We start from the raw sequence: 18555 nt of genomic DNA, 5'->3' as shown, positions 1-18555 counted from the left end.
CTCGAGCGGTTCGGCACGGCCATTACTGATGACCTACCGTCCGCCGCGTCGAGAGGAGTCGATCACGATGAAGGGCACGAAGATCATCGCCGGGATGGCGATCGCGGGCGGTCTCGCAGCAGGTGCGCTCGGTGTGGGCGCAGGCGTCGCGAGCGCAGACCCGGGCGCGGCGCCGATCCCGACGCGGTGGGGTCCTCCCCCGCCACCCCGACCGTGGAACGGCGGCGGCCCCGGACCGGTCGGCTGGGGTGCTCCGCCGCCCCCGCCGAACTACTACGGCGGCGGCCCCATCCCCGGCGGCTGGAACGGCGGCTGGGAACCTCAGGGCGGCCTGTGCGTCTGGGTCGTCTGCGTCTAGGCCGGACGGGCGTCACCGCGGATCGACGAGGTCGCGAAACGCGGCAGCGGGATGCGCGGTGGCGCCCACCGAACGGACTCGTTGCGCGAGAGCCGAATCCGACGTCACCACGCAAACGTCACTCGGATCCGCGGCGGCCGCCAACAGCCGGACGATCTCGTCGTCGGCGGAGTTCGGCCGCGGCACCGGCGCATGCCGGACGTCGATCACCGTGGACGTGATCGGCGGCTCGGGCGGCCGCTCGAACACGACCGTCACGCTCTCCTGACCCGCGAGCGCCCAACGGTCCACGTCGCCGACGAGCGCGACCATGGCGCCGTGCCGGTCACGCCACCATCCATCGGGCCGCGACCCGATCACGTTCATCCCGTCGACGATCCACCGCACGCCCCGACCGTACGGGGGTCTGGTCGACGTCGGGCCCACGTGGCACGATCCCCTCGTGCCGAGCCGAGCCGCCACACCCCACGCCGCAGACGGACACGACCGCATCCGCGTCACCGGGGCACGCGAGAACAACCTGCGGGACATCGACGTCGAGCTGCCCAAGCGCAGGCTCACCGTCGTCACCGGCGTCTCGGGGTCGGGCAAGAGTTCCCTGGTGTTCGGCACCATCGCCGCCGAGTCGCAGCGGCTCATCAACGAGACCTACAGCGCGTTCGTGCAGGGTTTCATGCCGACCCGGGCCCGGCCCGACGTCGACGTTCTCGACGGGTTGACCACCGCGATCATCGTCGACCAGGAACGGATGGGAGCCGACCCGCGCTCGACCGTCGGCACCGCGACCGACACCGGCGCACTGCTCCGCATCCTGTTCAGCCGGCTCGGAACGCCACACATCGGCTCCCCGCAGGCGTTCTCGTTCAACGTCGCGTCGATCAGCGGCGCGGGCGCGGTCACCGTCGAACGCGGTGGCCGGACGGTGAAGGAGCGGCGCGAGTTCAGCGTCACCGGCGGCATGTGCCCGCGCTGCGAGGGCCGCGGCGCCGTCGACGACATCGACCGCACCGCGCTGTACGACGACGCGAAGTCGCTCAACGAGGGTGCGCTCACCATCCCCGGGTTCAGCATGGAGGGCTGGTACGGCCGGATCTTCAACGGCTGCGGCTTCTTCGACCCCGACAAGCCGATCCGCGAGTTCACGACGAAGGAACTCGACGCGCTGCTGTTCAAGGACGCGACCAAGCTCAAGATCGACGGCGTCAACCTGACCTACCTCGGGCTGATCCCCCAGATCAAGAAGTCGTTCCTCGCCAAGGACGTCGACGCGATGCAGCCCCACGTCCGTGCGTTCGTGGAGCGTGCGGTCACCTTCACCACCTGTCCCGACTGCGACGGCACCCGGCTCTCCGAGCTGGCCCGATCCGCCCGGATCGACGGGGTGAACATCGCCGAGGCGTCGGCGATGCAGATCAGCGACCTCGCCCGGTGGGTCGCCACCCTCACCGACGCCTCCGTCGCCCCGCTGCTCGACGCGCTGCGGCACACGCTCGACTCGTTCGTCGAGATCGGACTGGGCTATCTCTCCCTGAGCCGGCCCGCGGGCACGCTGTCGGGTGGAGAGACGCAGCGGGTCAAGATGATCCGCCACCTCGGATCCGCACTCACCGACGTCACCTACGTCTTCGACGAACCCACGACGGGCCTGCACCCGCACGACGTCGCGCGGATGAACGACCTGCTGATCCAACTGCGCGACAAGGGCAACACCGTGCTCGTCGTCGAACACGAGCCGGAGGTCATCGCGATCGCCGACCACGTCGTCGACCTCGGCCCGGGCGCCGGCGCCGACGGGGGCGAAGTGGTGTTCGAGGGCTCGGTGGCCGAACTCCGCGTCAGTGGCACGCTCACCGGACGCCACCTCGACGACCGCACCCCGCTCAAGGACGAGGTGCGCCGGAGCGAGCGGTCGATTCAGGTGCGCGGCGCCGACCGCCACAATCTGCGCGACGTGGACGTCGACATCCCGCTCGGCGTCCTCGTCGTGGTGACCGGGGTCGCCGGGTCCGGCAAGAGTTCGCTCGTCCATGGCTCGGTGGCCGGACGCGACGGCGTGGTTGCGGTCGACCAGGCGCCCATCCGCGGCTCCCGCCGCAGCAATCCCGCCACCTACACCGGGCTGCTCGAGCCCGTCCGAAAGGCCTTCGCCAAGGCCAACGGCGTCAAACCCGCTCTCTTCAGCGCCAATTCGGAGGGGGCGTGTCCGCACTGCAAGGGTGCCGGGGTCGTCTACACCGACCTGGCGATCATGGCGGGCGTGGCCACCCCGTGCGACGTCTGCGAGGGCAGGCGGTTCGACGCGTCGGTGCTCGAATACACCTTCGGCGGCCGCGACATCAGCGAGATCCTCGCGATGCCCGTCGGCGAGGCCCGCGCGTTCTTCGACGGCGCCGACACGGCGATCCCCAAGGCCCGGGAGATCCTGGAGCGTCTCACCGACGTGGGGCTCGGCTACCTCGTGCTCGGCCAGCCGCTGACCACGCTGTCCGGCGGCGAGCGGCAGCGGCTGAAGCTCGCGACGCACATGACCGAGAAGGCCGGCGTCTACGTCCTCGACGAGCCGACGACCGGCCTGCACCTCGCCGACGTGGAACAGCTCCTCGAGTTACTCGACCGACTCGTCGACGCGGGCCGGTCGGTCATCGTCATCGAGCACCACCAGGCCGTGATGGCCCACGCCGACTGGATCATCGACCTCGGTCCCGGTGCGGGACACGACGGCGGCCGCGTGGTCTTCGAGGGCACGCCGGCCGACCTGGTCGCCGACCCCGCCACGCTGACCGGACGGCACCTCGCCGCCTACGTGGGGAGCTGACCGCGCAACAGGTCGGCGGCCTCGGTCTGCCGCGCGTGCTCGGCCCAGCCGAGCGGCGTGGCGCCGAACCGGGTGTCGGCGATCGACGGGTCCGCGCCCGCGTCGAGCAGGTCGCGGATGCGATCGAGATCGCCGTCCCACGCCGCGTGGTGCAGCGGGGTGGCGCCGTCCTCGTCGCGGGCGTCGGGGTCATCCGGCCGTGGCGTCACGAGGTCGACGCCCGAGACGTCGATGCCGTGCCGGGCGAGCAGCGCGAGCCGATCGGCGAAGCCGTGCTCGGCTGCCCACCGGACCTGGCGCCGCCACATCTGCGCGCGGGTCTCCATCGCCTCGCCCAGGCGGCGCTCCCACGGGCTCGGACCGGCATCGGCCAGGCCGTGCGCGAACAGCAGCTCGAGATGCGAGTCGTCGGGCCGGAACATCCGGTCGTACAGCGCCTGCTGATCCGCCGGATGCGCGCCGCGGCGCAGCAGCAGGTCGGCCAGCGCCGTGGCATGGCGGTGCCGGGGTTGGCGCCGCGCGCCCTGCTCGCCCTCGCCGAAGACGCCCGTCAGCACGGTGAACGGCGTCGACATGCCGCGCCACAGATATCCGGCGTCGGGGTCGGCGCCCGCGTCGAGGAGCAGCGTCGCACACGCCAGTGTCTCGTCCTCGCCGAACTCGACGGGAACCCGCGAGTACGCGAGATACATCAGCGGCGTCCACCCGAACGGGCCGCCGCGCGCGTCCGCCAGGGACGGGGCCGCCGACAGGTGGCGGCCGAGTGCGGCCGGATCGGTGGCGGTCGCGGCCGCCCAGACGTGCCGATCGACGATCGTCGGGTCCTCGCCGAGCAGATCCGCCGCGGCACGCCACCGGGGCGGCGCATCGCGGTCGTCGTACCGCAGCGCAGCCCGGGCGCAGAAGAGGTCCGGCGGCTCGAGGGCGTCCTCGTCGACCCCGCTCGGATCCACGCCGAGGTCGCGGACCGCGTCCAGATACTGCTCGAGCGCGGGCCATCCGGTGAAGCCGTACGTGCGTGCGACGCTCGACTGCGCGTCGCCCAGGGAGACTCCCGTACCGCGCAGCAGCCGCCCGACCTCGGCGCGCAGACCGTCGAGGGACGGATTGTCGGGCAGCGAGCACGCCACGGCGCTCACGTCCCGATCGTCGGCGTGCCGACCTCGACGAGCATCTTGCCGATGTTGGCGCCGGTGAACATCCCGTTGAGCGCCTCCACGCACGAGTCGACGCCGCGGTAGATCGTCTGCCGGTGCCGGAGCAGACCGGCCTGCTCCCAGCCGTGCAGCGACGCGAACGCCTCGTCGAAGCGGCCCCACTGGTCGAGCGCATTGAACCCCTGCATGGTCGCCGTCTTCGCCAGCAGGTTCACGTAGTTGGACGGGCCGGGATGCTCACCGCTGAGGTAACTCGAGATCACCCCGCACAGCACCACCCGGGCGTTGCGTGCGAGCCGGCCGAGCACCGCGTCGAGGATCGGGCCGCCGACGTTGTCGAAGTACACGTCGACGCCGCGCGGGCAGTGCGCCTTCAGCGCCGCCGCCAGATCGCCCGCGCGGTAGTCGATGCACGCGTCGAATCCGAACGACTCGACCACCGCCTCGCACTTCTGCGGGCCGCCCGCGATGCCGACCACCCGCGCACCGTGCACCTTGGCGATCTGGCCGGCGATGGAGCCGGTCGCGCCGGCCGCCGCCGAGACGACGACGGTCTCCCCCTCGCGCGGCTTGCCGATGTCGGTCATCCCGAAGTAGGCCGTCGCACCCGTCGGGCCGTACACCGACATGATCGCCAACTGGTCGGTGAGGCCCGGCATCGGCGTGCTGAACAGATCGTCGCGAATCAGGCAGTACTCCTGGAAGCCCGACAGCGTGGTCACCAGGTCGCCGACCGCGTACGCCTCGCAGCGCGACGCGACGACCTCGCCGATGCCCGCCGCACGGATCACCTCGCCGAGCCCGACCGGTGGCAGGTAGCCGGGCTGGTCGTCGAGCCACGTCCGCACCGCGGCGTCGATCCCGACGTAGGTGTTGCGCAACAACGCCTCGCCCTCGGCGGGCTCCGGCATCGGCGACTCGACGGTCTCCGTGTCGTCCGGCGCGACGAGGCCCGTCGGCCTGCGGCGCAACAACACCTGGCGGTTCACGGAATCGGGCACGCCGTGAACCTACCCAAACCGGACCCCGCGTCGGCGAGAATCCTCGGCGTGACCGACATACGACCGACAGTGCCCGCCCTGCTGCGGCACGCCGCGGCCGAGTTCGCCGACCACGACTACGTGGTGACCGCGACGGATCGGCTCACCTACGCCGACGCCGAGCGGCGTTCGGCCGACGTCGCGTGCCGGCTCCTGGCCCGGGGCGTCGGCAAGGGCGCGCGGATCGGCCTGTTCTTCCCCAACGGGGTCGACTGGGTGGTGTGGTGGCTCGCGGCGTCGCGCATCGGCGCACTCGTCATCCCGCTGAGCACGCTGTACACGCCCGCCGAGATCGCGAAGGTGCTGCGCCTCGGTGACGTGGGCCTGCTGGTCGCCCCGACCCGCGTGCTCGACGTCGACGTCGCCCGGCGCCTCGAGGCCGCCGTGCCGGGACTCGCCGCCCAGACCGCGGACCGCATCGCGCTCACCGGCGTCCCCTACCTCCGGTCGATCGTGCTGGTCGGTACGTCCGCACCGAGCTGGGCGTCGACCTGGGACGGCGACGCCGGCGTGCCGGACGAGGTGCTGGCCGCCGCGGAGGCCGAGACGAGTCCCGCGGACCTCGCCGTGCTGATCCACACCTCCGGATCCACCGCCGACCCGAAGGGCGTCCTGCACACCCACGGCACCCTGGTGCGTCAGACGTCAACGTGGCCCGCCGCGATCCGCGCCGTCACCGGCTCCAACGGGCCGGCGCGCATCCTGTGCGCGATGCCGTTCTTCTGGGTCGGCGGCCTGCTGGCCGCCACCGGCGCACTCCACGAACCCGTCACCGTGATCGTGCAGGCCCGCCTCGACGCGGGATCCGCACTCGACCTGATCGAGCGCGAACGCGCCACCGGCGTGGTGGGCTGGCCCGCCTTCACCCAGCGCCTCCGCGAGCACCCCAGCTTCGCCGCACGCGATCTCGCCAGCGCTCCCCTGCTGCGCGACGGGCCGCTCGACATCGCGATGACCGACGTGCCCGACGGATTCCCGGTGCACCGCACCATGAGTGAGACCGCAGGCGGATTCGCCCACACCGAGATGGCCATCGTCGACGACGACGGCGACCCCGTCCCCGAGGGCACCACCGGCGAACTGCTGATCCGCGGCGTCGGTGTGATGAGCGGTTACAACAAGCGCGAGCGTGCGGACACCTTCGACGCGGACGGTTGGTACCACACCGGTGACCGGGTGTACCGGCGTGCGGGCGATCCGCGCCTGTTCTACGTCGGCCGCACCGGCGACCTGATCAAGTCCGGCGGCGCCAACGTCTCCCCGCTCGAGGTCGAGGCCGTCGTCGGCGGGTTCGACGACGTCAGCCAGTGCGTGGTGGTGGGCGTCGACCATCCGCGGCGCGGCGAAGAGGTGTGTGCGGTCGTCGTCGGTCGGCCGGATCCCTCGTCGCTCGTCGCCCGGACGCGCGACCAGCTGTCCGCCTACAAGGTGCCCACCCGCTGGCTGACCGCGACGAGCGACCAGATCCCCACGCTGCCGAGCGGCAAGCTCGACCGGAAGGCGCTGCGCGCGATGGTGATCGACGGCGTGCTACCCGAGCTGACGGCTCGATGAGTTCGGCGGACCGCACGCGCTGGGACGCGCGGCACACACTCCGCGAACCGGAGCCGCCGGGCCCACCGCGCCCGTTCGCGGAGTTCGTCGACCACTTCCCGACGTCGGGCCGCGCACTCGAACTCGCCTGCGGAGGCGGATCCGTCGCCGTCTGGCTGGCGCAGCGGGGCCTCGACGTGCTGGCGGTCGACGTGTCGCCGGTGGCGGTGGCCGACGCCGCACGGCTCGCCGAGTCGGCGGGCGTGACCGATCGGTGCCGGTTCGCGGTGGCCGACCTCGACGACGGCCTGCCCGCCGGTCCGCCCGTGGACGTGCTGCTGTGCCTGCGATTTCGCGATCCGCGGCTCGACGCGGCGATCCGCACCCGCGTGGTGCCCGGCGGGCTACTCGCCGTCACCGCACTGAGCGAGGTGGGTGCCGCACCGGGCCGGTTCCGTGCCGCGGCAGGCGAGTTGACCGGCGCCTACCCGGGATTCGACGTGATCACCGACGGCGAGCGGGACGGGCTGGCGTGGCTGCTCGCCCGCCGGTGACGGCGGTCAGCGGCGTGCGGGTTCCACCGGGACGAGTTCGGCGAGACCGCTGATGGTCAGCACCGGCACCAGGATCGGATTGGCCACCACCCGGATGCGATCCGCGTGGGTGAACAGGACGTTGATGCCGCCGCTGTCAAGGTAGTCCACGGCGCTCAGGTCCACCTCGACCCTTTCGGACCCGTCGTCGGCCTGCCCGACGGCGGCATCGAGTGCCTTCAGGAAGGTGGCGACGTTGCTCAGGTCGATCTCACCCGTCGCGACCACGACGCGGGTCCCGTCGTCGCGGCCCACCGTGTCGAGCGTCAACGGAGTGGTCATCCGGGGATCCTCGAGAGCAACCGAACCGTGGTCCCGGAATCCTCCCGGTCGATGGCGACGTCGTCGAGCAGCCCGCGCATCAGCGCGAGACCCCGGCCGCGGGTGATGTCGGGTGACGTCCGCTCGGGCTTCCAGGACCCGGAGTCCACGATCAGCAGCCGCACCTCGTTCACCAGCATGGTGGCGTCGAGGGTGATGAGTCCTTCGGGCCGGTCGCGGTGTCCGTGCTCGATCGCATTGGCGACGGCCTCGCCGACGGCCACCAGGATGCTCTGCACCTGGTCGTTCGCGAGTTCGGCCCGAGCCATCCAGTCCCGCAGCGCGGTCCGTGTCTCGGCGAGATAGCTGGCGTGTGCGGGGAACGTCATGCGCAGCGGCGCCGGCTGGCGGTAGAGCAGCACCGCGACGTCGTCCTCGTACCCGTCGCCGGCGTCCAGATCCGACATCACCCGACCCGCGAGTTCCTCGAGTCCAGTGGCGTTCCCGTCGCGCATCACGGCCGTGGCACGGGCGATGCCGTGGTCGATCGAATCGTGGCGCCGCTCCACCAGGCCGTCGGTGTAGAGCAGCAGCGTGCCGCGGGCCGGGATCACCACGCGCGCCTCCGGTCGCTCGCGATTGGTCCGGATGCCGATCGGGATGGTGTGGCCGTCGGTGAGTTCGCGCGACGAGCCGTCGGCGGACACCAGGATCGGCGGCGGGTGCCCGGCGCTGGAGTACGTCAGCTCACCGGAGGTGGTGTCGAGCACGGCGCAGAACGCCGTCGTGCATGCGGCGCCGGGCAGCCGCACCGCGAAGCGGTCGAGTGCCGTCAATGCCGCACTTGGACTGAGCTTCTCGAGCAGCAGCGCGCGGCACGCGCTGCGCAGCTGACCCATCACGGTGGCGGCGATCAGCCCGTGGCCGACGCAGTCGCCCACGATCAGACCGAAGCGGCCGTCGTCGAGTTCGACGACGTCGTACCAGTCGCCGCCGACCTGCAGCGGCCGGGTGGCCGGCTGGTACCGCACGGCGAACCCGTTCGGCAGGCTCACCGGGCCAAGGATCGAATGCTGCAGGGCCAGAGCCGTTTCGCGCTGCTGGTCGACCTGGAGCACCCGCAGCAGGCCCTGGCCGACGCGGCCGGCCAGCACGATCAGCAGGGTCTGGTCCTCCGCGGTGAACGGTCTGCGCTCCGACAGGTCGATCCAGAACACCAGCACGCCGCGTGGATGCTGCAGCGCGATGCCGGCCGATCCCGTCCGATGGGTGTCGGTGACCAGCAGGTCACCGTCGGCGAGCGACCGGATGGTGTCGCGCAGGGCAGGATCCAGGTCTTCCCAGCGGGCGGACTCACCCACCGCGGTGAACTCGAGGTCGAGCCCGGTAGGGAAGGTGACCGCGAGGACGCGGCGCGCATTCCACAGCCGGCGCAACTCCTCGGCCGTCGACGCCAGCGCCTGATCCACGGTGTCGGCCTCGGCGAGGATGTTGTTCACCTCGGCCAGCGAGGTCTCGCGCTGCACCGTGTAGTGCTCGGCGGTCGCGTCGCGCAGCGTGCCCACCGTGGCCTTGCGCCCCGAGTTGGGGTCGGTGGCCTGGCTGAAGCTGAACGTGACCCACACCCGGTGACCGGCGCGGTGGATCACCGGCACCGTGTAGCTGCCGCGGTCGCGGCCGACGAGACCGTCGAACGACCGGGCCACCAGGCGGAACGCCTCGGGGTCGCTCTCCTCGTCGGGCCACCACGGGTGCACGGCCTCGTAGGGCAGTCCCTCGGGCCCGTAGCCGAGGACGTCGGTGAACGCGGCGTTGATCTCGACGACGGTGCCGTCCTCGTCGCAGACGAAGAACGCCTCCTGCAGGGACTCGACGAGCGCGGTTCGCCAGCGCGAGTGGTTGTTCCGCAGTCGCGCCATCTCGACGTTGGCGCGGACCCTGGCGAGCAGTTCGGCCGCCGCGAAGGGCTTGACCAGGTAGTCGTCGGCACCCGCCCGAAGACCCTCGATCGACTCGTCCTGACCGGCGCGCGCCGAGAGCAGCAGCACGGGTACGGCGGCCGTGCGGGAGTCCGTGCGCAGCGCCGCGACCAGTTCGAGCCCGTCCAGCCGCGGCATCATCACGTCGCTGACCACGAGGTCGGGCATCTCGGCGCGGACGCGGTCGAGGGCCTGTCGGCCGTCGACGACCGCCGTGACCTCGTAACCCGCGGCCTGCATCAGCCGGGTCAGGTACTCCCGCATGTCGGCGTTGTCGTCGGCGACGAGGACCCGGGTGGGCGCGTCCGCGTTCGGCGTCGCGGGCACCGTCGGATCCAGGGCCGGCTGGTCGTCGATCACGTCCGACGGGCGCACGTCGGCGGGCAGCCACCGCAGCGCCTCCTGCAGGAACGGATCGGCGGTGGCGGCCGTGGACCGGGCGCCCGGCGCGGTGGCGATCGCCTCGGGGGCCAGGTGCGCCGACCCGAACGGCAGCAGGATGGTGAAGGTGGTGCCCGCGCCCTCGCGGCTGTCGGCGGAGATCGTGCCGCCGTGCAGCGCGACCAGTTCCTTGACCAGTGCCAGACCGATGCCGCTGCCCTCGTTGGAGCGGGCCCGCGCGTTCTCGATGCGGTGGAAGCGTTCGAAGAGGCGCGGGACTTCGTCGGCCGCCACCCCGATGCCGGTGTCGGCCACGGTCACGACGGCCTGCGCGCCCACCTGCTCGACCCGCACGGTGATCGACCCGTCGAAGGTGAACTTCACGGCGTTCGACAGCAGGTTGAGGATCACCTTCTCCCACATGTCCCGGTCGACGTAGACGTCCTCGGCGAGCGGCGGGCAGTCGACGATCAGCTCGAGGCCCGCACGGTCGACAGCGGAGCGGAAGACGCTGGCGAGGTCCGCGGTGACGGCCCCGAGATCGACCGGCTGGTACCGGGCCTGCATGCGGCCGGCCTCGATACGGGAGAAGTCGAGCAGCGTGTTGACGAGCTTGGACAGCCGTAATCCGTTGCGGTGTACGACGTCCAACTCGCGCCGCGCGTCCTCGTCGATGCCGTCGGCGCGGTCGCGGAGTTCGGCGACCGGCGCGAGGATCAGCGTCAGCGGCGTCCGGAACTCGTGGCTGATGTTGGAGAAGAACGCGGTCTTGGCGCGGTCGAGCTCGGCGAGTTCCTCGGCGCGCCGGCGTTCTGCGAGGAAGTTGCGCGCCGCGGCGATCTCGGCGGCGACGTGCGCGGCCACCAACTCGACGAAGCCCTGGTAGCCGTCGTCGAACGGCCGGTACCGGTTGAGCGCGGCGACCAGGAAGCCGCACGGTGAGGTGCCCTGCTGCAGCAACGGGACGATCAGCGCCTGCTGCGGCGGGTCCGGCCAGGCGCCGCGCGGCAGGTCGGCGTACCGATCCCCCGCCAGGTCGACGACGGTGGACCGGCCGTGGACAGCGTCGCCGAACGGCCACGGCGTGGAGCCGTCGTCGGACAGCACGGTGGGTGCCACCGGATGGCCGGGTGCGATGCCGCTGGCGGCGCCGAGGCGGGCGCTGCCGTCCTCGTCGAAGAGATAGGTCAGCGTGAACGGCAGATCCCGCTGATTGCGTCCGAGCTGAGTCGCGGATGCGGCCAGCATGTCTTCCTCGGCGAGCATCACGCTCGGGTCGGAGCCGAGGTCGCGTAGCGTCGCGAGGCGCCGCTCGCTGATCACGCGCTCGGTGTCCTCGCTGACGACGCACAGCATGCCCACGACGTCACCGGCGTCGTCGCGCAACGGGCTGTAGGAGAAGGTGTGGTAGCTCTCCTCCGGGTACCCGGACCTCTCGACGAACAGCAGCAGCGACTGGTCCCACGTGGCGAGGCCCGTCGACAGGACCCGCTCGATCCGCGGACCGATGTCGGGCCAGATCTCCGCCCATACCTCGCTCGCCGGCCGGCCCAGCGCCCACGGGTACTTGCCCGCCAGCGTGTCCCGCCGGTAGGCGGCGTTGCAGAAGAAGGTGAGGTCCGGCCCCCAGGCCATCCACATCGAGAACCTCGACGACAGCAGGATGCTGACGGCGGTCTGGAGGCTCTGCGGCCACTGTGGCGGCGGCCCGAGCGGCGTCGCCGACCAGTCGACCCGGACCAGGTCGGCGCCCACCTCGGGGTCGGCGTCGAAGACGGCCGCGTCGGTGACCGCGGGCAGACGGCGCTCGGGGCCCCTCTCGCTCACCTCGTGTCCTCTCGCCGACGCTTCTAGTGTCTCTCGCCAGGTCCGTTTCCGCTGCGATGGGTGCCGGGGCCGTGCCCGTGTCTCTACCCCGGGGACCGTCGGACGCAAACGTCCGCCCACGTCGCGGGCGACGCCGTTCGAATCGCGGTGAGGTGAAACCGTGACGGATGCCGACGCGATCGCGAGTATCTGGTCAGTGACACGCATCATTCGCTTCAACGCCTTCGACATGAACTGCGTCGCCCACCAGTCCCCCGGGCTGTGGCGACATCCCGAGGACCAGTCCGCGCGCTACAAGGATCTCGAGTACTGGGCCGACCTGGCCCGGCTGCTCGAGCGGGGCCGGTTCGACGGCCTGTTCATCGCCGACGTCCTCGGCACCTACGACATCTACGGCGCCAGTGACGAGGCCGCCATCCGGCAGGCCGCGCAGGTACCCGTCAACGATCCGCTGCTGCTGGTGTCGGCGATGGCGCTGGTGACCGAGCACCTCGGGTTCGGGATCACCACGGGCACCGGCTTCGAGCACCCCTACCCCTTCGCGCGGCGCGTCTCCACGCTCGACCACCTCACCGGGGGCCGGGTCGGTTGGAACGTCGTCACCGGCTACCTGCCCGCGGCGGCTCGCAACATGGGCCAGACCGACCAGCCCGCCCACGACGCGCGCTACGACCACGCCGACGAGTACCTCGAGGTGCTCTACAAGCTGTGGGAGGGCTCCTGGGAGGACGGCGCCGTCGTGCGCGACCGCGAGCGCGGCGTGTTCACCGACCCGGCGAAGGTCCACCACATCGGGCACCGGGGCGCGCACTTCACCGTGCCGGGCATCCACCTGTCCGAACCGTCGCCGCAGCGGACGCCGGTGCTCTTCCAGGCCGGTGCCTCCCCGCGCGGCGTGCGGTTCGCCGCGGAGAACGCCGAGGCCATCTTCACCGCGGCGCCCACCAAGGCGATCCTGCGCGAGACGGTCGACACGATCCGGCGCGAACTCGAACTCGCCGGCCGCGACCCGTACTCGGCCAAGATCTTCAACCTCTCCACCGTGATCACCGCCGCCACCGAGGAGGAGGCACGCGCCAAGCACGCCGAGTACTTGTCGTTCGGCGACCCGGAGGGCGCGCTGGTCTTCATGTCCGGGTGGATGGGCGTCGACCTGTCGCGCTACGGCCGCGACGAACCGATCGGCAACGTCGACTCCAACGCGATCCTGTCCGCCGTCAAGGCCTTCCAGTCCGCCGATCCCGACGGGGGCGAGTGGTCGGTCGACGACATCGCGACCTGGGGGAAGATCGGCGGCATCGGACCGCTGATCGTCGGCTCCGGCGCCCACGTCGCCGACGTCCTGCAGGAGTGGGTCGACGAGACCGACGTCGACGGCTTCAACCTGGCCTACGCGATCACGCCGGGCAGCTTCGCCGACTTCGTCGACCACGTCGTGCCCGTGCTCACCGAGCGCGGCGCCTACCAGGCCGAGTACACGCCGGGTACGTTGCGCCACAAGCTCTTCGGTCGCGGCGACAAACTGCCCGAGGAGCATCGCGGCGCGAGCTACCGCGTCGGCGGCGCACGCTCCACCATCATCGAGCGGCCGTCGACCGTTCCCTCGTCGGCGGTCTCGTCGGCATCGCAACCCACCTCCGGTCGATAGGATTTCCCCGTGTCCGTGAAACTGCATTGGTTCCTGCCCACCTACGGCGACAGCCGGCTGATCGTCGGCGGCGGCCACGGCACCCCCGCGGGCGTCGCGCACAGCGACCGCGACGCGTCCGCCGACTACCTGGCGTCGATCGTGCGCGCCGCCGAGACGTTCGGCTTCACCGGTGCGCTGATCCCGACCGGCGCGTGGTGTGAGGACGCCTTCGTCACCGCCGCGCTGCTCGCGCGCGAGACGACGTCACTGGCCTTCCTGGTGGCCTTCCGGCCGGGACTGGTCAGCCCGACGCTGTCGGCGCAGATGGCCGCCACGTTCGCCCGGCACGCGCCCGGCCGGATCCTGCTCAACGTGGTCGTCGGCGGCGAGGCGCACGAGCAGCGGTCCTTCGGCGACTACCTCGACAAGGACGCCCGCTACGAGCGGTGCGACGAGTTCCTCGACGTGGTGCGCCGGCTGTGGGCTGGTGAGACCGTCACGCTCGACGGCAATCACATCAAGGTCGACGAAGCTGCTCTCGCGCTACCGCCGAACCCGGTGCCGCCGTTGTACTTCGGCGGCAGCTCGAAGGCAGCCGGCCCGGTCGCGGGCCGCCACGCCGACGTCTACCTCACGTGGGGCGAGCCGCCCGAGGCCGTCCGGGAGAAGGTCGAGTGGATCCGCAAGGAGGCCGCCGACCAGGGTCGCACGGTGCGCTTCGGCATTCGGCTGCACACGATCTCGCGGGACACCGCCGACGAGGCCTGGGTGCAGGCGGGCCGCCTGATCGACGCCCTGGACGAGGAGACCGTGCGCAACGCGCAGGCGGGTCTGAGCCGCAGTCAGTCCGAGGGGCAGAAGCGGATGCTCGCCCTGCACGAGGCCAACCGCGCCGACGGTAGCTGGAACGACGCCCGCAGCCTCGAGATCGCACCGAACCTGTGGTCCGGCGTGGGACTGGTGCGTGGCGGCGCCGGTACGGCGCTGGTGGGCAGCCATACCGACGTCGCCGACCGGATCGCCGAGTACGCCGAGATCGGCATCGACGAGTTCATCTTCTCCGGCTACCCGCACCTCGAGGAACTCTTCTGGTTCGGCGAGGGCGTCGTGCCGATCCTGCGCGAGCGCGGCCTGTTCGACGGTGGCCGCTCGAACGCCGCGCCCGCCTCGATCCCGTTCGTCGGCGCACCGCGGTGACGTCGGCCGCCGCCGTGACCGAGACACCAGCGGCGGACGACGTCCTCTCCGCGGCCCGGCGAATCGCGGCCGAGTTCGCCGCGGGCGCCTCGGTGCGCGACGCCGAACGCCGGCTGCCGCACGACGAGGTCGGGGCGCTGCAGCGGTCCGGTCTGCTGGCCCTGTCGGTTCCGGCCGAGTTCGGCGGGGTGGACGCACCGGCCACGGTGGTCGCCGAGGTGTTCCGCACGATCGCCGAGGCGGACCCGTCGCTGGCCCAGATCCCGCAGTCGCACTACACGTTCCTCGAGGCGCTGCGCTTGCAGGGCACAGCCGCGCAGCAGGAGTTCTTCTACTCGCTGGTGGCGGATGGGGCGCTGTTCGCCAACGCCCAGACCGAACGCGGCCCGCACGCGGTCGACGTCGACACCACCACCCTCACCCCGGACGGCACCGACTTCGTCCTGTCGGGGCGCAAGTTCTACTCGACGGGCGCGCTGTTCGCCGACTGGCTCATCGTGCGGGCCTCGCTCGTCGCGGGCGGCGAGGCGCCGGATGCGTCCACGCCGAAGTCGTTGGCGTTCATCCCCCGTGACACTGCCGGCGTGGACGTGGTCGACGACTGGGACGGGATGGGTCAGCGCACCACCGCCTCGGGCACCGTGACGCTCGACGGGGTGCGGGTGCCCGCCGAGCACGTCGTGCCGTTCTCGCCCATCTTCGGCGGCCCGACGGTGTACGGAGCGCATGCCCAGTTGATCCACGCGGCCATCGACGTCGGCATCGCCACGGGCGCGCTCGCCGAGGGCGTCCGCCAGGCGGCCCGTGCCCGCCCGCACTTCGAGGCCGGTGTGGCCGTGGCCGCCGACGATCCCACGCTGATCCAGGTGGCGGGTGAACTCGTGGTCACCGTGCGTGGGGCCCGGGCACTGCTCGCCGACGCGGCGCGTGAAGTCGACGCCGCCCGTGCGGATCTCACCGACGAGTCGGCTGCCACGGCGTCGATCGCCGTCGCCGTGGCGAAGGTGGCCGCCGTCCGCGCGTCACTCGAGGCGTCGAGCGTGCTGTTCGACCTCGGCGGCACGCGGAGTGCGTCGGCGTCGGCGAACCTGTCTCGCTACTGGCGGGACGCGCGGACGCACACGCTGCACGACGCCACCCGGTGGAAGCTGCAGCACATCGGCCGGCACGCGCTGTCCGGCACCAGGCCGCCGCGCCACGGTCAGGTGTAGAGCGTGATCGGCGCCACGTCGCCCGTCAGATAGTTGGCCCCGACTTCGAGCTTCTTGTAGTCGATGGGGTCGTGCAGTGAATGCGTGCGGACGTTGCGCCAGAACAGGTCCAGGCCGACGTCCGCCCGCGCGGCACTCGACCCCGTCACCTCGAAGACGCGGTGCGCGACCTCGAGTCCCGTCTCCGTCGCGACGACCTTGCACGTCGCGATTCCGATCTCCGCTTCGGTGCGGTCGGCGGCGGTGACGTCGGACCCGCGCGCGATGATGCGGTCGAAGTTCACGTTCCATCGGTCGGCGAGCGCCTCCGTCGCCGCGATCCGCGACAGGAGTTCGCCGAACACGCGCTGCACGAACGGGTCCCGCGAGTAGTGCGTGGCCTCGCTGAGCAGCCAGGAGCCGCGGCGGCCGAGCACCAGTTGGCGAGCGCGGGAGATGGCTCCCTCGGCGATGCCCAGATACAGGTTGGCGAACCCCAGCTGCACGCCAGGGGTGACTAGCGTGGAGTACGGCTCATCGCCGACCGGCCCGAGCACGTCACCGTCCGGAACGAACACGTCGGTGAATACGGCGCTGCCGCTCGCCGACAGCCGCTGTCCCAGGCTGTCCCAGTCGTCGGGGAAGGCGACGCCGTCGCGGTCGTGGTCGACGACGGACGCCAGGACGTCACCGGTGCCCTCGGGCACCGCCATCACCAACGTCACGTCGCCCGTCGAGGCGCCCGTCGAGAATCGCTTGCGACCGTTCAGAAGAAAGCCGCCGTCCGTCGGGCTGAGCACGAGGTCTGGATCCACCGGGTTGACCGAATCGCCCCACAACCAGCGGCCGTCGGCGGACGCGGTGAACCAGTGCTCCCAGCGGTCCGGCGAGCCGAAGAAGACGATGCCGGCGTGGTTGCAGTAGTGATAACTCAGCAGCTGGGCGATCGATGCGTCGGTGCGGGCGAGGATGCGCACGGCCCGGAACGCCGTCGACCAATGCCCACCGTGCCCGCCGTAAGCGGTCGGGATCAGCAGGGTGGCCAGCCCGGATTCCTTGAGGAGCTTCAACTCCGCATCGGGCTGCTCGTTGGCGCGGTCGCGGGCGAGCGCGTCGACCTCCAGGACGCGAGCCACCTCCGACGCCACGGCATCCCAGTGTGCGGTCTCGTCCGCATCGAGCGGGGTGGTCCAGGGCGTACGCGCCATCGACGGTCCTTCCTTCGGGGCAGGAGCACGAGCAGCGTAGAGCGCATCTCGCCGCAGGCCACGGGTTCTATTCGTGGCGAACGAAATTCGATCGGTGGCGGGCGGTTCGGCGGTGCACTGCTTGAATCGATCAGACGAAGGAGGTGGCCGGGTGACGACATCATCGGCCGACGACGTACGGCGATCGGATGGCGTCCGCGCCGAACTCAACGAGGTGATCCAGCGCGCCGTCTCCGGCGTCGTGGAGCGCGACCGGGATCGCGGTCTGCCTACCGCGGCGCTCGAGGACCTGGCCGCGGCCGGGTTCGGGGCACTGCGGGTACCCACGAAGTTCGGCGGCAGGGGCCTGAGCTGGGCTCGGATCGCGGAGGTGTGGATCGACCTCGCCGCCGCGGATGCGAATTTGGCGCAGGCGCTGCGCGGGCACTTCACGTTCGTCGAGGACGTGCTCTACCGGCACGTGCGCGGCGCCGACCAGCGGCCGTGGTTCGAGCGGTTCACGGCCGGTGAGATCGTCGGCAACGCGTGGACCGAGACCGGGTCGACGGTGATCGGCGACGTGCAGACCGTGGTGGTACCCGACGGCGATCGCTACGTGCTCAACGGCCGCAAGTTCTATACCACCGGAACGATATTCGCGCAGTGGGCGGACGTGTACGCGCGGCTCGAGGAGAACGGTGAGTCGACCCACGTGATCGCCGTCGTCGACACCCGTCAGCCCGGCGTCGTGGTGCACGACGACTGGGACGGCTTCGGTCAGCGCGGGACGGGAAGCGGCACGGCGGAGTTCGTCGATGCCCGGGTCGAGCGTGCCGACCTCCTGCCGTTCGCCGAGCGGCATCCGCACCAGACGGCGCTCTATCAGGTGAACCTGGTCGCCACGCTCGCCGGCATCGCCCGGGCGATCCACCGCGACGTCGTCGAGGAGGTCCGGGCACGGTCGCGCAACTACTCGCACGCCAACGCCGCCCGTGTGCGCGACGATCCACAGGTACTCGCGCTGATCGGCGAGATCTCCGCGGCCGCATATGCCGCCGAGGCCATCGCGGTCCGGGCGGCCGGCGCATTGGACGCCGCATTCGAGGCCGCCACCGGGTCGGACGACGAGCGCCGGGCCACCGCCGAGCGGGCCGAACTCGAGGCGACGGCCGCCCAGATCACCGTGTCCCGGCTCGTCCTCGATGCGGCCACCGGGTTGTTCGACGCGCTCGGTGCGTCGGCAACGTCGACGGGACGCGGCCTGGACCGGCACTGGCGCAACGCCCGCACCGTCGCGTCTCACAATCCCCGGCTGTTCAAGGCGCGCGTGCTGGGCGCCTTCGACGTCAACGACACCCCGCCGCCCTACGCGTGGTCGATCGGGACCACGCCGACGCGTAACTGAGG

At 71.4% G+C, this 18555-nt stretch carries 14 protein-coding genes; 8 read left to right on the top strand and 6 right to left on the bottom strand.

From position 1 onward, the window contains the following. Positions 1-67 precede the first annotated feature (67 nt). On the top strand, positions 68-358 hold the full coding sequence (locus AC1MEY_RS10260) for a hypothetical protein (RefSeq protein WP_480230532.1): 291 nt from the start codon (positions 68-70) through the stop codon (positions 356-358). Between the two features lie 12 nt (positions 359-370). Here AC1MEY_RS10260 and AC1MEY_RS10255 read toward each other — a convergent pair whose 3' ends face one another. Then, entirely contained in the window at positions 371-745 is a 375-nt protein-coding gene (locus AC1MEY_RS10255) for an NYN domain-containing protein (protein ID WP_480230531.1), read from the bottom strand. A 55-nt stretch (positions 746-800) separates the two neighbouring features. On the opposite strand from AC1MEY_RS10255, the gene AC1MEY_RS10250 reads away from it, so the two are divergent. Continuing rightward, entirely contained in the window at positions 801-3173 is a 2373-nt protein-coding gene (locus AC1MEY_RS10250) for an ATP-binding cassette domain-containing protein (protein ID WP_480230530.1), read from the top strand. On the opposite strand, the gene AC1MEY_RS10245 is transcribed toward AC1MEY_RS10250, so the two are convergent. Beyond that, entirely contained in the window at positions 3158-4264 is a 1107-nt protein-coding gene (locus AC1MEY_RS10245) for an ankyrin repeat domain-containing protein (RefSeq protein WP_480231405.1), read from the bottom strand. The genes AC1MEY_RS10250 and AC1MEY_RS10245 overlap by 16 nt on opposite strands. Positions 4265-4308: 44 nt before the next feature. Beyond that, positions 4309-5331 (bottom strand): NADP-dependent oxidoreductase, encoded by a 1023-nt coding sequence (locus AC1MEY_RS10240; protein WP_480230529.1) that lies wholly within the window; start codon positions 5329-5331, stop codon positions 4309-4311. A gap of 48 nt (positions 5332-5379) precedes the next feature. Here AC1MEY_RS10240 and AC1MEY_RS10235 point away from each other — a divergent pair, with 48 nt between their 5' ends. Together AC1MEY_RS10235 and AC1MEY_RS10230 are read left to right on the top strand one after the other, a co-directional pair. After that, positions 5380-6924 (top strand): class I adenylate-forming enzyme family protein, encoded by a 1545-nt coding sequence (locus tag AC1MEY_RS10235; protein ID WP_480230528.1) that lies wholly within the window; start codon positions 5380-5382, stop codon positions 6922-6924. Beyond that, on the top strand, positions 6921-7457 hold the full coding sequence (locus tag AC1MEY_RS10230; protein WP_480230527.1) for a class I SAM-dependent methyltransferase: 537 nt from the start codon (positions 6921-6923) through the stop codon (positions 7455-7457). The genes AC1MEY_RS10235 and AC1MEY_RS10230 overlap by 4 nt, the downstream gene beginning before the upstream one ends. A 6-nt stretch (positions 7458-7463) precedes the next feature. Here AC1MEY_RS10230 and AC1MEY_RS10225 read toward each other — a convergent pair whose 3' ends face one another. Both AC1MEY_RS10225 and AC1MEY_RS10220 read right to left on the bottom strand, forming a co-directional pair. Then, on the bottom strand, positions 7464-7778 hold the full coding sequence (locus AC1MEY_RS10225) for an STAS domain-containing protein (RefSeq protein ID WP_480230526.1): 315 nt from the start codon (positions 7776-7778) through the stop codon (positions 7464-7466). Then, entirely contained in the window at positions 7775-11944 is a 4170-nt protein-coding gene (locus tag AC1MEY_RS10220) for a SpoIIE family protein phosphatase (RefSeq protein WP_480230525.1), read from the bottom strand. The genes AC1MEY_RS10225 and AC1MEY_RS10220 overlap by 4 nt, the downstream gene beginning before the upstream one ends. Before the next feature lie 196 nt (positions 11945-12140). Here AC1MEY_RS10220 and AC1MEY_RS10215 point away from each other — a divergent pair, with 196 nt between their 5' ends. The 3 genes from AC1MEY_RS10215 to AC1MEY_RS10205 are packed head-to-tail and all read left to right on the top strand — an operon-like array spanning position 12141 to position 15982. Beyond that, the gene (locus AC1MEY_RS10215) at positions 12141-13592 is read left to right on the top strand and encodes an LLM class flavin-dependent oxidoreductase (protein ID WP_480230524.1); all 1452 of its coding nucleotides are present in this window, start codon (positions 12141-12143) and stop codon (positions 13590-13592) included. A gap of 9 nt (positions 13593-13601) precedes the next feature. Further along, entirely contained in the window at positions 13602-14771 is a 1170-nt protein-coding gene (locus AC1MEY_RS10210) for an LLM class flavin-dependent oxidoreductase (RefSeq protein ID WP_480230523.1), read from the top strand. A gap of 14 nt (positions 14772-14785) precedes the next feature. Continuing rightward, the gene (locus AC1MEY_RS10205; protein WP_480230522.1) at positions 14786-15982 is read left to right on the top strand and encodes an SfnB family sulfur acquisition oxidoreductase; all 1197 of its coding nucleotides are present in this window, start codon (positions 14786-14788) and stop codon (positions 15980-15982) included. Here AC1MEY_RS10205 and AC1MEY_RS10200 read toward each other — a convergent pair. Next, positions 15973-17169: an acyl-CoA dehydrogenase family protein gene (locus tag AC1MEY_RS10200; protein ID WP_480230521.1), complete on the bottom strand. Its 1197-nt coding sequence runs from the start codon at positions 17167-17169 to the stop codon at positions 15973-15975. The two genes, AC1MEY_RS10205 and AC1MEY_RS10200, sit on opposite strands and share 10 nt — an antisense overlap. A 151-nt stretch (positions 17170-17320) precedes the next feature. Here AC1MEY_RS10200 and AC1MEY_RS10195 point away from each other — a divergent pair, with 151 nt between their 5' ends. Beyond that, positions 17321-18553 carry an acyl-CoA dehydrogenase family protein gene (locus AC1MEY_RS10195; protein WP_480230520.1) on the top strand — a complete coding sequence of 411 codons (1233 nt, stop codon included), beginning with the start codon at positions 17321-17323 and terminating at the stop codon, positions 18551-18553. Positions 18554-18555 lie beyond the last annotated feature (2 nt).

This window comes from Mycobacterium sp. PTI7 (assembly GCF_056679845.1).
This window is presented reverse-complemented; position numbering and strand designations above follow the sequence as displayed.